This is a genomic window from Streptomyces sp. NPDC046860, assembly GCF_040645115.1.
In the GTDB taxonomy this organism is placed as follows: domain Bacteria; phylum Actinomycetota; class Actinomycetes; order Streptomycetales; family Streptomycetaceae; genus Streptomyces.
Genome location: NZ_JBEYXQ010000009.1, coordinates 205,034 through 218,364, shown reverse-complemented (window position 1 = coordinate 218,364; position 13,331 = coordinate 205,034). Strand labels below are relative to the sequence as shown.

13 protein-coding genes are annotated in these 13,331 nt (G+C 72.1%); 1 reads left to right on the top strand and 12 read right to left on the bottom strand.

The annotated features are described in order from the left end of the window. Positions 1–2 precede the first annotated feature (2 nt). The 12 genes from secD to pgsA form a co-directional block, all read right to left on the bottom strand. Positions 3–1,778: a protein translocase subunit SecD gene (gene secD / locus ABZ898_RS16100; RefSeq protein ID WP_361658267.1), complete on the bottom strand. Its 1,776-nt coding sequence runs from the start codon at positions 1,776–1,778 to the stop codon at positions 3–5. Positions 1,779–1,921: 143 nt separating this feature from the next. Further along, the gene (gene yajC / locus ABZ898_RS16095; RefSeq protein ID WP_361658264.1) at positions 1,922–2,446 is read right to left on the bottom strand and encodes a preprotein translocase subunit YajC; all 525 of its coding nucleotides are present in this window, start codon (positions 2,444–2,446) and stop codon (positions 1,922–1,924) included. Between the two features lie 163 nt (positions 2,447–2,609). After that, the gene (gene ruvB / locus ABZ898_RS16090) at positions 2,610–3,680 is read right to left on the bottom strand and encodes a Holliday junction branch migration DNA helicase RuvB (RefSeq protein WP_361658261.1); all 1,071 of its coding nucleotides are present in this window, start codon (positions 3,678–3,680) and stop codon (positions 2,610–2,612) included. Positions 3,681–3,708: 28 nt separating this feature from the next. Next, on the bottom strand, positions 3,709–4,314 hold the full coding sequence (gene ruvA / locus ABZ898_RS16085) for a Holliday junction branch migration protein RuvA (RefSeq protein WP_361658258.1): 606 nt from the start codon (positions 4,312–4,314) through the stop codon (positions 3,709–3,711). Then, positions 4,311–4,862: a crossover junction endodeoxyribonuclease RuvC gene (gene ruvC, locus ABZ898_RS16080; RefSeq protein WP_361658418.1), complete on the bottom strand. Its 552-nt coding sequence runs from the start codon at positions 4,860–4,862 to the stop codon at positions 4,311–4,313. The genes ruvA and ruvC overlap by 4 nt, the downstream gene beginning before the upstream one ends. Before the next feature lie 140 nt (positions 4,863–5,002). Then, positions 5,003–5,755, bottom strand: a complete 753-nt coding sequence (locus tag ABZ898_RS16075; RefSeq protein WP_361658255.1) for a YebC/PmpR family DNA-binding transcriptional regulator — start codon at positions 5,753–5,755, stop codon at positions 5,003–5,005. A 79-nt stretch (positions 5,756–5,834) separates the two neighbouring features. Beyond that, a complete protein-coding gene (gene pdxT, locus ABZ898_RS16070; RefSeq protein ID WP_361658252.1) occupies positions 5,835–6,440 on the bottom strand; it encodes a pyridoxal 5'-phosphate synthase glutaminase subunit PdxT in 606 nt (201 codons plus the stop codon). Positions 6,441–6,452: 12 nt separating this feature from the next. Next, complete coding sequence (gene pdxS, locus ABZ898_RS16065; protein WP_356429871.1) at positions 6,453–7,358, bottom strand: pyridoxal 5'-phosphate synthase lyase subunit PdxS; 906 nt, start codon at positions 7,356–7,358, stop codon at positions 6,453–6,455. Between the two features lie 130 nt (positions 7,359–7,488). Beyond that, on the bottom strand, positions 7,489–8,031 hold the full coding sequence (locus tag ABZ898_RS16060; protein ID WP_361658249.1) for a hypothetical protein: 543 nt from the start codon (positions 8,029–8,031) through the stop codon (positions 7,489–7,491). Beyond that, positions 8,028–9,248: a glycosyltransferase family 4 protein gene (locus ABZ898_RS16055; RefSeq protein WP_361658247.1), complete on the bottom strand. Its 1,221-nt coding sequence runs from the start codon at positions 9,246–9,248 to the stop codon at positions 8,028–8,030. Before ABZ898_RS16055 ends, ABZ898_RS16060 begins: the two co-directional genes overlap by 4 nt. Then, the gene (locus ABZ898_RS16050) at positions 9,245–10,153 is read right to left on the bottom strand and encodes a phosphatidylinositol mannoside acyltransferase (protein ID WP_361658244.1); all 909 of its coding nucleotides are present in this window, start codon (positions 10,151–10,153) and stop codon (positions 9,245–9,247) included. The genes ABZ898_RS16055 and ABZ898_RS16050 overlap by 4 nt, the downstream gene beginning before the upstream one ends. Continuing rightward, complete coding sequence (gene pgsA / locus ABZ898_RS16045; protein WP_361658242.1) at positions 10,150–10,818, bottom strand: phosphatidylinositol phosphate synthase; 669 nt, start codon at positions 10,816–10,818, stop codon at positions 10,150–10,152. The genes ABZ898_RS16050 and pgsA overlap by 4 nt, the downstream gene beginning before the upstream one ends. Positions 10,819–11,086: 268 nt before the next feature. Here pgsA and ABZ898_RS16040 point away from each other — a divergent pair, with 268 nt between their 5' ends. Continuing rightward, complete coding sequence (locus ABZ898_RS16040; protein WP_361658240.1) at positions 11,087–13,285, top strand: elongation factor G-like protein EF-G2; 2,199 nt, start codon at positions 11,087–11,089, stop codon at positions 13,283–13,285. Positions 13,286–13,331: the final 46 nt, after the last annotated feature.

The window sequence follows — 13,331 nt, the reverse complement described above, 5'->3', positions numbered from 1 at the left end:
GCTCACGCCCCCTTGGGGTCGACGGGGCCCGCGGTGGGACCGGAGGGACGGCGGGTGCGGCGCAGCGGGGGCTTGGCACCCAGGCTCTTCGGGTCGAGCCCGGACCACTTGTGGCCGTCGGCGAAGAACCTGCGGCGGGCCAGCAGCGTCATGAGCGGCTTGGTGAAGAAGAAGACCACCACGACGTCGAGGACGGTGGTCAGACCGAGCGTGAACGCGAAGCCCTGGACCTTGCCGACGGTGACGATGAAGAGCACCACGGCGGAGAGGAACGACACGAAGTCGGAGACCAGGATCGTGCGCCGGGCACGTGGCCAGGCGCGCTCCACGGCGGGGCGCAGCGAGCGGCCCTCGCGGATCTCGTCCCGGATGCGTTCGAAGTACACGATGAACGAGTCCGCGGTGATACCGATGGCGACGATGGCACCGCAGACGGCGGGCAGGTTCAGCGCGAAGCCGATGGCCGGGCCGAGCAGCGACATGATCACGTAGGTGAGGATCGCGGAGACCAGCAGGGAGGCCAGGGCCACCAGCGACAGACCGCGGTAGTAGGCCACCAGGTAGATCACGACCAGGACGAGGCCGATGGCGCCCGCGATGAGGCCGGCCTGGAGCTGCTCGCCACCGAGCGCGGCGGTGACCGTGGTGACGGTCTCCTCCTGGAAGGACAGCGGGAGCGCGCCGTAGGACAGCATGTTGGAGAGGCTCTGGGCCTCCTCCTGCGTGAAGCGGCCGGAGATCTCGGCCTGGCCGCCGGTGATGGCCTGCTGCACGTACGGGCTGGAGACCACGTCGCCGTCGAGGACGATGCCGAACTCGTTCTGCGGCTGCTGGTTCTTGGCGAGCTCGCCGGTGATGTCGGCGAACTTCTTGGCGCCGGAGGAGGTGAAGTTCATCTGCACCTGCCAGCCGGAGGCGCCCTGGGTGTCGAAGACCGCCTGGGCCTTCTTCACCTCGGTGCCGTCCACGGCGGCGGGGCCGAGGAGGTACTTGTACCAGACCTTGTTGATCTCGCCGCAGGCCACGGTGGGCTCACCGGGCTTGCCGGACTGGCCGACCTTGGCGCGCTCGGCGGGCTTGGTGCAGTCGAGGGCCGCGTACTGGGCCTGGAGCTTGGCGGTGTCGCCGGAGCCGCCGGAGGCGGACGGGCTCGGGGCGCCGGAGGACTTGGCGCTCGGGGAGCCGGTGGGCGAGGGGGTGGCGTCGGCCTTCAGCGCGTCGCTGACGGCACGGCCCTGCGAGGTGGCCGTGGCGGTCGGCGAGGCGCTGCCGGCGGGCGAGGATGCCTTCTGGTCCCCGGAGGGGCTGCCGGACGGGCTCGGCGAGCCGCTGGCGCCGGAGGAGGTGCTCGGCGACGGCTTGGGGGTGGCGCCGCCGCTGGGCTCGCTGGCCAGGACCGGGCGGAAGTACAGCTTGGCGGTGGTGCCGACCTGCTGCTGGGCCTCCCGGGAGTTGGTGCCCTTGGGGATGTTGACGATGATGTGATCGTCGCCCTGGGTCTGCACCTCGGCCTCGGAGACACCCAGACCGTTGACACGGCGGTTCATGATGTCGACCGCGGTGTCCATGTTGGCCTTGTTGATCGCCGACCCCTGGTCGGCCTTCGCCTTGAGCGTGATGCTCGTACCGCCGGCAAGGTCGATGCCGAGACGCGGGGTGGTGTGACCGGAGAGGAACATGCCTCCGGTCATCGCCACGATGGCGATCAGGATGAGGACCAGCGAGCGCCCTGGCTTGCTCTGGGTGCTCGCGCCCCGGCCCTTCTTAGGTGCTGCCACCTTCTCGTACTCCCTCTCGGGCCGCCCGGTGCGCCGTGGGCGCCGGTGGCCATGACATGGTGTCGGGATTCCGTGCGGGGAACGACGGCGTCCGGGGCGTACCCGCGCCAGGTGAAAGGCGCCGGGACGCCCCGGAGACGTGACTACTTCGCGTCGGACTCGCCGTCGGTCTTCTTCGGCGTCTCGGCGGGCTCGGCGGCCTCGGGCTTGTCGGCCTTGCCGGCCACCGTGTCGTCCGCGGCCTCGGGCTTGTCGGCGACGGCCTCGGCCTCGGCGGGCTCGGCGTCCTTCTTGCCGAAGTCGACGGCCTTGTGCTCGGCGTCGGTCCCGGTGAGGGAGGACGCGTCGTCCGGGACGACCTCGGAGTCCGACTTCAGGTCGTGCTCGACGCCGTGGATGATCCGGTTGTACTCGTCGTCGGAGAGGACGGCGCCGATCGCGTTCTTGGCGAAGATCAGCTCGACGCCCGGCCCGGCGTCGAGGAGGACGGTGTCCTCCGTGACCTCCTTGACCGTCGCGTACATTCCCCCGATCGTGCGCACACCCGAGCCGGGCTGCATCTCGTTCCGCATGTTGGCGGCCTGCTGCTGCTTCTTCTTGGCCGAGCGCGTCATCAGGAACATGACCGCGATGAGCACGATGAAGGGGAGAAGGGTATAGACATTCACGAGACGGAATTTCCTTCGCGTGACCGCGCGGTGAGCGGCCTGTTGGAGGGGGCTGGTCGGCGTCGCCCACAAGGGCGGCATCGGCGGAGTCTAAGCGAGTCCGCGTGCATGGAACAACGCTCAGCATGGCACCAGGGTTCCGTCTGGGGCCAATGCGACCGTCTCACGCCCCGAACAGGTCCCCTTGTCCGTTTCCCGTGGCCTGGCCCCGGGGCGGGGTGAGACCGAGGTGCGCCCAGGCCGCCGGGGTGGCCACGCGGCCGCGCGGGGTGCGGGCGAGCAGGCCCTCGCGCACCAGGAACGGTTCGGCGACCTCCTCCACCGTCTCCCGCTCCTCCCCCACCGCGACGGCCAGCGTGGACAGGCCCACGGGACCGCCGCCGAACAGCTTCAGCAACGCCTGGAGCACGCCCCGGTCCAGCCGGTCGAGGCCGCGCTCGTCCACCTCGTAGACGGCGAGGGCGGCGGCCGCGACGTCCCGGGTGATCAGGCCGTCCGCCTTGACCTGGGCGTAGTCCCGCACGCGGCGCAGCAGGCGGTTGGCGATACGGGGCGTGCCGCGGGAGCGGCCGGCGATCTCGGCGGCGCCGGCCGGCTCGATCCCGACGTCCAGCAGGGCGGCCGAGCGGTGCACGACCCGCTCCAGCTCGTGGGGCTCGTAGAACTCCATGTGCGCGGTGAAGCCGAAGCGGTCGCGCAAGGGGGGCGGCAGCAGGCCCGCGCGGGTGGTGGCGCCGACCAGGGTGAACGGGGGCAGCTCCAGCGGGATGGCGGTGGCGCCGGGGCCCTTGCCGACGATGACGTCGACCCGGAAGTCCTCCATCGCCATGTACAGCATCTCCTCGGCGGGCCGGGACATGCGGTGGATCTCGTCCAGGAAGAGGACCTCGCCCTCCTGGAGGGAGGAGAGGATCGCGGCGAGGTCCCCGGCGTGCTGGATGGCGGGGCCGGAGGTGATGCGGATGGGGGCGCCCATCTCGGCCGCGATGATCATCGACAGGGTGGTCTTGCCCAGGCCGGGGGCGCCGGAGAGCAGGACGTGGTCGGCGGTGGCGCCCCGCGCGCGGGCGGCCCGCAGCACGAGGTCGAGCTGTTCGCGGACCTTCTCCTGGCCGATGAACTCGCCGAGGTCCTTGGGGCGCAGGGCGGCTTCGACGGCCTGGTCCTCCCGGTCGGCCGCGGTGTCCACCAGCCGTTCCGCGGCGACGCCGTCCGTCGTGTCGTCCCAGTTCACTTCAGGTGCTCCTAGCGGTGGCGCGCGGTCAGCGGGCGCGGTTCAGGGTCTGGAGGGCGGCCTTGAGCAGCTGGCCGACCTGGGGGGTGCCGCCCGCCGCCTCGGCCTGGGGGGTCACGGCGGTCACGGCCTCGTCCGCCTCGCGGGTGGCGTAGCCCAGCCCGATGAGGGCCGCGTGCAGCTGGTCGCGCCAGCCCTGGGTGACCGGGGCGCCGACGACGGGGGTGCCGACGGGCGCGCCGAGCCGGTCCTTCAGCTCCAGCAGCAGTTTCTGGGCGCCCTTCTTGCCGATGCCGGGCACGGCGGTCAGCGCCTTCTCGTCGGCGGTGGCGACGGCGCGGCGCAGGGCGTCCGGGCGGTGGGTGGCCAGCATGGCCTGGGCGAGGCGGGGGCCGACACCGCTGGCCGTCTGGAGCAGTTCGAAGACCTGGCGCTCGTCGTCGTCGGCGAAGCCGTACAGGGTGAGCGAGTCCTCGCGGACCACGAGGGAGGTGTGCAGCCGGGTGTCCTGGCCGACGCGGAGCTTCGCCAGGGTGTCCGGCGTGCACTGGACGGCCATGCCGACCCCGCCCACCTCGACGACCGCCGAGTCGGGGGCGAGGGCGGCGACGGTGCCGCTGACGAAGGCGATCATGCCGTTCGGCCTTTCGTTGCCTGAGGTGTGCGACGGGCCGTGTGCTCGGCGACCGCCTGCTGGAGCCGGTTCTGCGCGGGGGCGCGCCAGATGTGGCAGATGGCGAGGGCGAGGGCGTCGGCGGCGTCGGCGGGCTTGGGGGGCGCGCTGAGCCGGAGCAGCCGGGTGACCATGGCCCCGACCTGGGCCTTGTCGGCGCGGCCGGTGCCGGTGACGGCGGCCTTGACCTCGCTGGGGGTGTGCAGGGCGACCGGGATGCCGCGCCGGGCGGCGCACAGCATGGCGACGGCGCTGGCCTGGGCGGTGCCCATGACGGTGCTGACGTTGTGCTGGCTGAAGACGCGCTCCACGGCGACGAACTCCGGCTCGTGCTCGTCCAGCCACTGTTCGAGGCCCTGCTCGACGGCGAGCAGCCGGTGGCTCAGCTCGGCGTCGGGGGGTGTGCGGACGACTCCGACGCCGACCATGGTGAGCGGCCGCCCCGCGACCCCGTCGACCACGCCGACCCCGCACCGTGTCAGTCCGGGGTCCACCCCGAGCACTCGCACCTGTCGCCCCCTGGGCTCGATCATTTGTTTGTGCAGGCTATCGGGTGCCACCGACAACGCCCCGCAACCGGGCCCCGGCAACGGCGACGGGCCGGCGGGTTTCCCCGTCGGCCCGTGAACCTGGTGAAGCGCCGCAGGCGTTACGCGTCGACCTTCTCCATGACCTCGTCGCTGACGTCGAAGTTGGCGAAGACGTTCTGCACGTCGTCGCTGTCCTCCAGGGCGTCGATCAGCTTGAAGATCTTCTTGGCGCCCTCCTCGTCCAGCTCGACCTGCATGGTCGGGACGAAGTTGGAGTCGGCGGAGTCGTAGTCGATGCCGGCCTCCTGGAGGGCGGTGCGGACCGCGACCAGGTCGGTGGCCTCGCTGAGCACCTCGAAGGACTCGCCGAGGTCGTTGACCTCCTCGGCACCGGCGTCCAGCACCGCGCCGAGCACGTCGTCCTCGGTCAGCTCGCCCTTGGGGACGATGATGACGCCCTTGCGGTGGAACAGGTACGACACCGAGCCGGGGTCGGCCATGTTGCCGCCGTTGCGGGTCATGGCGACGCGCACGTCGGAGGCGGCGCGGTTGCGGTTGTCGGTGAGGCACTCGATGAGGACCGCGACACCGTTGGGGCCGTAACCCTCGTACATGATCGTCTCGTAGTCGGCGCCGCCGGCCTCGAGGCCGCCGCCGCGCTTGACCGCGGAGTCGATGTTCTTGTTGGGGACCGACTGCTTCTTCGCCTTCTGGATGGCGTCGTACAGCGTCGGGTTGCCCTCGATGTCGACGCCGCCCATGCGGGCCGCGACCTCGATGTTCTTGATGAGCTTCGCGAAGAGCTTGCCGCGCTTGGCGTCGATCACGGCCTTCTTGTGCTTCGTCGTAGCCCATTTAGAGTGGCCGGACATCTGCCTGTCTCCTTCGCGTAACCCGATCCGATACGGACTCCCCGGGCGTGGGAGAGCCTGAGGGGTACCGCCGCAGATCCTACAAGGACTCCGGTGTCCGGTTCGCGCGGACCATGTCGGTGAAGAGCGCGTGCACGCGGTGGTCGCCGGTCAGTTCCGGGTGGAAGGAGGTGGCGAGGACGTTGCCCTGGCGTACGGCGACGATGTGGCCGTCGTGCTCGGCGAGCACCTCGGCCTGCGCGCCCACCGACTCGACCCAGGGGGCGCGGATGAAGACGCCCTCGACCGGATCGCCGTCGATGCCCTTGACGTCGACGGCCGCCTCGAAGGACTCGTTCTGCCGGCCGAAGGCGTTGCGGCGCACGATCATGTCGATGCCGCCGACGGTCTCCTGGCCCGAGCGCGGGTCGAGGATCTTGTCGGCGAGCAGGATCAGTCCGGCGCAGGTGCCGTAGACCGGCATTCCCTCGCGGACGCGGGCGCGCAGGGGCTCCATCAGGCCGAAGAGGACGGCCAGTTTGGAGATGGTGGTGGACTCGCCGCCGGGGAGGACGAGGGCGTCGACCTCGGCGAGTTCCTCGGGGCGCCTGACCGGCCTGGCCACGGCGTCGGCCGCGGCCAGGGCGATGAGGTGTTCCCGGACGTCGCCCTGGAGGGCCAGGACGCCGATGACGGGGGTGTTCATGGTGAGGGGGTCCTACCAGCCGCGGTTGGCGTAGCGCTCGGTCTCGGGCAGGGTGTCGCAGTTGATGCCGACCATGGCCTCGCCGAGGTTGCGGGAGGCGTCCGCGACGATCTTCGGGTCGTCGTAGAAGGTGGTGGCCTTCACGATGGCGGCGGCGCGCTTGGCCGGGTCGCCGGACTTGAAGATGCCGGAGCCCACGAAGACGCCCTCGGCGCCGAGCTGGCGCATCAGCGCGGCGTCGGCCGGGGTGGCGACACCGCCGGCGGAGAAGAGGACCACGGGGAGCTTGCCCAGCTCGGCGACCTCCTTGACCAGCTCGTAGGGGGCGCGCAGCTCCTTGGCGGCGGCGAACAGCTCGTTGTGGTCGCAGCCGCGGAGCTTGGCGATCTCGCCCTTGATCTGGCGCAGGTGGCGCACGGCCTCCACGACGTTGCCGGTGCCGGCCTCGCCCTTGGAGCGGATCATCGCGGCGCCCTCGGCGATGCGGCGCAGGGCCTCGCCCAGGTTGGTGGCACCGCAGACGAACGGGGTGGTGAACGCCCACTTGTCGGAGTGGTTGACCTCGTCGGCCGGGGTGAGCACCTCGGACTCGTCGATGTAGTCCACGCCGAGGGACTGCAGGACCTGGGCCTCGACGAAGTGGCCGATGCGGGACTTGGCCATGACCGGGATCGAGACGGCCTCGATGATGCCCTCGATCATGTCCGGGTCGGACATGCGGGCCACGCCGCCGTCCTTGCGGATGTCGGCCGGGACCCGCTCCAGCGCCATGACGGCGACGGCGCCCGCGTCCTCGGCGATCTTCGCCTGCTCGGCGTTGACCACGTCCATGATCACGCCGCCCTTGAGCTGCTCGGCCATGCCGCGCTTCACACGGGCGGTGCCGGTCTCGGGACCCTGGTTGTCGATGATGGACACGCGTGACCTCACTGGTGGGTAAAGACGGGTTTCTGCACCGACGAGGAAACGCGACCGGACCAGGCCACATCAAGGGCCAATGGGAAGCCGGTGGATCGTTTTGCCTGCGGAACCGCCCCGCGGGGTCCCTTCAGGCCACCCGTTCGACGAGCGCGGCGGGCGGTTCGTCGTCCATCTCGAAGGCCAGCGGGAACGGCGCGTGCCCGGCCAGCCGGAACCAGCGGACCTTGCGGTGCTCGCGCAGCCGGCGGGCGGCGCCCACGGCGTCGTTGAGGAACCGGCGGGCCATCGGCACCCGGCGGACCGCCTCGGCCAGCTCGCGGGCCGCGTCCTCGCCACCGGGGGCGGCCCGTACGCCCTCCACCTGCCGGGGGTCCTCGAAGACGGCGCGCAGCGCCTGGCTCAGCTCGCTCTCCGCCACCTCGCGGTGCTCCTCCTCGGCCTGTCTCGCGGCGTGCGCGGCCTCGTAGAGCACGATCGAGGCGGCCGGGTCCAGGACGCCGGCGGTGGCCAGTTCCTGCGCCACGGACGCCCGGCGCAGCAGTTGGGCGTCCAGGGCGGCGCGGGCGGCGTCCATGCGCACGTGCAGCCGGTCCAGCCGGCCGGCGGTCCAGCTCAGGTAGACGCCGACCGCCACCAGCGCGACGAGAATCCAGATCAGGGTGGGGATCACGCGCGAAGGTTATCGGTGGAGCGCTCGGTGCCGGGTTCCGCGTCCCGCTCCGGGTAGCGGTCGCGGGCCAGGCCGAACCTCGACCACAGGCCCGGCCGCTCGTCGGTGGCGACCGCGGTGGTGCCGGTGGTGACCGTCTCGTACACCGACAGGATGTCCGCGCCGACCGTGGACCAGTCGAAGCGGCGCACATGGGCGCTGCCCCGCTCCCGCAGCTCGGCCCGGCGCCCGGGGTCGGCGAGCAGGGCGACCGCCTTCCGGGCGAGCGCGTCGGCGTCCTCGTTGGCGAACACCTCGCCCGCCTTCCCCTGGTCCAAGACCTGCACGAAGGCGTCCAGGTCGGAGGCGAGCACGGGGGCGCCCGCCGACATCGCCTCGACCAGGATGATGCCGAAGCTCTCGCCGCCGGTGTTGGGCGCCACGTACAGGTCGACGCTGCGCAGGAAGCGGGCCTTGTCCTCGTCGCTGACCATGCCGAGGAACTCCACCCGCGAGCGCAGCTCCTCGGGCAGCTCCTCGACGGCCGCCTCCTCGTCGCCCCGGCCCGCGACCAGCAGCCGGGCCCCGGGGTGCGCGGCGAGGATCTCGGGCAGCGCCCGCATCAGCACCGGCAGGCCCTTGCGGGGCTCGTCGATGCGCCCTATGAAGCCGATCGTGCCGCCCTGCCACTCGGCCTTGGGCTCGGCGTCGGCGAAGAAGTCCACGTCGACCCCGTTGGGGATCACCACCGCGTCGCCGCCCAGGTGCTCGACCAGGGTGCGGCGGGCGTACTCGCTGACCGCGATCCGGGCGCTGATCTTCTCCAGCGCGGCCTGGAGGATCGAGTAGGCGGCGATCATCGCGCGGGAGCGCGGGTTGGAGGTGTGGAAGGTGGCCACGATGGGCCCCTGCGCCGCCCAGCAGGTGAGCAGGCCGAGGGACGGCGAGGTCGGCTCGTGGATGTGCACCACGTCGAAGCCGCCGTCGTGCAGCCACCGCCGCACCCGCGCCGCCGAGAGGAACCCGAAGTTCAGCCGGGCCACCGAGCCGTTGTACGGCACCGGCACCGCGCGGCCCGCCGAGACCACGTACGGCGGCAGCGGGGTGTCGTCGTCGGCCGGGGCCAGCACGGACACCTCGTGGCCCAGGCGGATGAAGTACTCGGCGAGGTCCCGGATGTGGAACTGGACGCCCCCGGGCACGTCCCAGGAGTACGGGCAGACGATCCCGATTCTCACGCGGGTCCCTTCGCCGGGTCGAGGTCGGCGAGCCACAGCCGCTGGAGCATGTGCCAGTCCTCCGGGTGCTCGGCGATCCCGGAGGCGAAGGCGTCGGCCAGCGCCTGGGTCATCACGGCCGTCTTCCCGGTCCGCGTACCCTCCTCGGGCACCTCGACGGGCGGGTGCACCCGGCCCTGCATGACGGGCGAGTCGTCGTACCAGAGGGTCACCGGGAGCAGCTGGGCGCCGGTCTGCTGGGCGAGCAGGGCCGGTCCCGCGGGCATCCGGGCGCGCTCGCCGAAGAAGTCGACCTCGACGCCGCTGGCGGACAGGTCCCGGTCGGCGACCAGGCAGACCAGGCCGCCGTCGCGCAGCCGCCGGGCCAGGGTGCCGAACGCGGAGCCCCCGCTGTGCGCCAGCACCTCCATGCCCAGGCCCTCGCGGTAGGCGACGAACCGGTCGTACAGCGTCTCGGGCTTCAGGCGCTCGGCGACGGTGGTGAAGGGGATGCCGAGGCTCGTGGTGACCCAGGCGCCGGCCAGGTCCCAGTTGGCCAGGTGCGGCAGCGCCAGTATCACGCCCTTGCCCTTGGCCAGGCCGTCCGTCAGGTAGTGGGCGCCCTTGGGGTCGAAGCCCGTGCGCACCCGCTCCGGGCTCCACGCGGGCAGCCGGAAGGACTCCATCCAGTACCGCAGGTAGGAGCGCATGCCCGCGCGGGACAGCTCGGCCAGCCGCTCGGGAGTGGCGTCGGGCACCACGCGCGCGTAGTTGGCCTCCAGCCGCTGGACGCCCTTGCCGCGCCGCTTCCAGGCGATGTCGGCGACGGTCTGGCCCAGCCGGGCGGCGACCGGCTCGGGAAGCTTCCTCACGGTGCTCCAGCCGAGCCCGTACAGCCCGTCGGTGAGGCGTTCGGCGGTGCTCACTTGGCCGCCTCGCTCCCGGCGCCCGGCAGGGCCGCCTCCTCGGCCTCGGCGGACTCCCGGCGCACGGTGACGACCCGCTGGACCAGCGTGACGAGACTGCCGACCGCGACGATCCACAGGGCGATCGGCAGCAGCCACTGGATGCCCGGCACACCGAACTTGTGCAGGCCCGCGAAACCGGCCGCGACCAGCGAGATCACCAGCCGCTCGGCCCGCTCGACCAGCCCGTTGACCGCCACCGGCAGCCCGATCGACTCGCCGCGCGCCTTGGTGTACGAGACCACCTGGCCGCTGGCGAGACAGAAGATGGAGACCGCGCACAGCACGTTGTCGTCGCCGTTGCCCGCATACCAGAGGGCGAACCCGCCGAAGATCGCGCCGTCCGCGACCCGGTCCAGGGTGGAGTCCAGGAAGGCACCCCAGCGGCTGGAGCGGCCCAGCTGGCGGGCCATGTTCCCGTCGACCAGGTCCGAGAAGACGAACAGCGTGATCACGATCGTTCCCCAGAAGAACTCTCCCCGGGGGTAGAAGACCAGCGCACCCGCGACCACACCGGCCGTGCCGACGAGCGTGACGGCGTCGGGGCTCACCCCCCGCCGGATGAGAAACGCGGCGAACGGCGTGAGGACACGCGTGAAGAATGCACGCGCGTACTTGTTCAGCATGGCCTTCCCGACGGTCGGTGTCGCCGTGGCCCGTGGTGGCCGTCGGCTGGCCCATCGTAGCCACGCGCGCCCGCGCACGGGGGCGCGCACCCTCGGCGGCGGCACGATCCGTGACCGCCGGCGGCCCGCGGAGGTCCGTCGTATGGACGCGGGATGACGGGAGTGGAAAGCTCGAAGGACCGCGGGCGCCGCCGGAGCCGACGCATCCACACGGGTCCCCGCCGCGTTCGCGTCCCCGATGACCTCACCGTGCACGGGAGGCAGGATCATGGGCGACAAGACTCACGCACACCCCGGAGCCGCCGGCAGGGCAGTGACGGCCGACCACCCCGCGTCCATCCGGAACGTGGTGCTGGTCGGCCCCTCCGGATCGGGCAAGACCACCCTGGTGGAAGCCCTCGCACTGACCGCGGGAGCGGTGAACCGGGCGGGCCGTGTCGAGGACGGCGCCACCCTCTCCGACTACGACGACATCGAGCACCGCCAGCACCGCTCCGTACAGCTCTCGCTGGTCCCCGTCGAATGGGACGGCGTCAAGATCAACCTCCTCGACACCCCCGGATACGCCGACTTCGTCGGTGAACTCAGGGCCGGTCTGCGCGCGGCGGACGCGGCCCTCTTCGTCGTCTCCGCCTCCGACGGCGTGGACGGCGCGACGCGGCTGGTGTGGGAGGAGTGCCAGGCCGTCGGCATGCCCCGGGCCATCGTGGTCACACACCTGGAGTCCGCCCGCGCCGACTTCGAGGAGATGACCCGGGTGTGCGCCGAGGCGTTCGGCGCCGACGACCCCGACGCCGTCCTGCCCCTCTACCTCCCGCTGCGCGGCCCCGCCGGCCCCGACGGGCACGCCCCGGTGACCGGCCTCGTCGGCCTGCTCTCCCAGAAGCTCTTCGACTACTCCCCCGGCGAGCGCAAGGAGTCCGAGCCCGGCGAGGACCAGCTCCCCGGCCTCCAGGACTCCCGCGCCCGGCTCATCGAGGGGATCATCGCCGAGAGCGAGGACGAGACCCTGATGGACCGCTACCTCGGCGGCGAACAGGTCGACGTGGGAACCCTCGTCGAGGACCTCGAGAAGGGCGTGGCCCGGGGCACCTTCCACCCCGTCCTCGCCGCCGCACCCGCCGCCGAGGGCGCCCGCCAGGGCCTCGGCACCGTGGAACTCCTCGAACTGGTCACCCGGGGATTCCCCACCCCCTTCGAGCACCCCATGCCGGAGGTCACCGGCATCGACGGCACCCCCCGCCGCCTGAGCCCCTGCGACACCGACGGCCCGCTGGTCGCCGAGGTCGTCAAGACCTCCTCCGACCCCTACGTGGGCCGCATCTCCCTGGTCCGCGTCTTCTCCGGCACCCTGCGCCCCGAAGACACCGTCCACGTCTCCGGACACGGGCTCGCCGACCGCGGGCACGAGGACCACGACGTCGACGAGAAGTCCGGCGCCCTCAGCATGGCCTTCGGCAGGCAGCAGCGCCCGGTCACCCAGGCCGTCGCCGGCGACCTCGTCTGCGTCGCCAAGCTCGGGCGCGCCGAGACCGGCGACACCCTGTCCGCCAAGGACGACCCGCTGCTCATGGAACCCTGGCGGATGCCCGACCCGCTGCTCCCCCTCGCCATCCAGGCCCACAGCAAGGCCGACGAGGACAAACTCTCCCTCGGGCTGTCCCGGCTCGTCGCCGAGGACCCGACCATGCGCCTCGAACAGAACCAGGACACCCACCAGGTCGTCCTGTGGTGCCTGGGCGAGGCCCACTCCGACGTCGCGCTGGAACGGCTCCGCAGCCGCTACGGCGTCCAGGTCGACGTCGTCCCGCACAAGGTGCCGCTGCGCGAGACCTTCGCCGGCAAGGCGGCCGGACGCGGCCGGCACGTCAAGCAGTCCGGCGGCCACGGGCAGTACGCCATCTGCGAGATCGAGGTCGAACCGCTGCCCGGCGGCTCCGGCATCGAGTTCGTCGACAAGGTGGTCGGCGGCGCGGTGCCCCGCCAGTTCATCCCCTCCGTCGAGAAGGGCATCCGCGCCCAGGCCGCCAAGGGCGTCGCCGCCGGCTACCCCCTGGTCGACCTGCGCGTCACCCTGCTCGACGGCAAGTCGCACTCGGTGGACTCCTCCGACGCCGCCTTCCAGACCGCGGGCGCGCTCGCCCTGCGCGAGGCGGCCGGCGAGACCCGCATCCACCTGCTCGAACCCGTCGCCGAGGTCGGCGTCCTGGTGCCCGACGACTACGTCGGCGCCGTCATGAGCGACCTGTCCAGCAGGCGCGGCCGGGTCCTCGGCACCGAGCAGACCGGCTTCGGCCGCACCCTGATCCGCGCCGAGGTGCCCGAGTTCGAGATCGGCCGGTACGCCATCGACCTGCGCTCCCTCTCCCACGGCACGGCCACCTTCAGCCGCGCCTACGCCCGCCACGAACCGATGCCCCCACAGGTCGCCGAGCGGCTGCGCGAACAGGCCGGCCACACCCCCTGACCCGGCGCCGGCGGGCGGCTTCGGCCGTCCGCCGACGCGCGGGGGG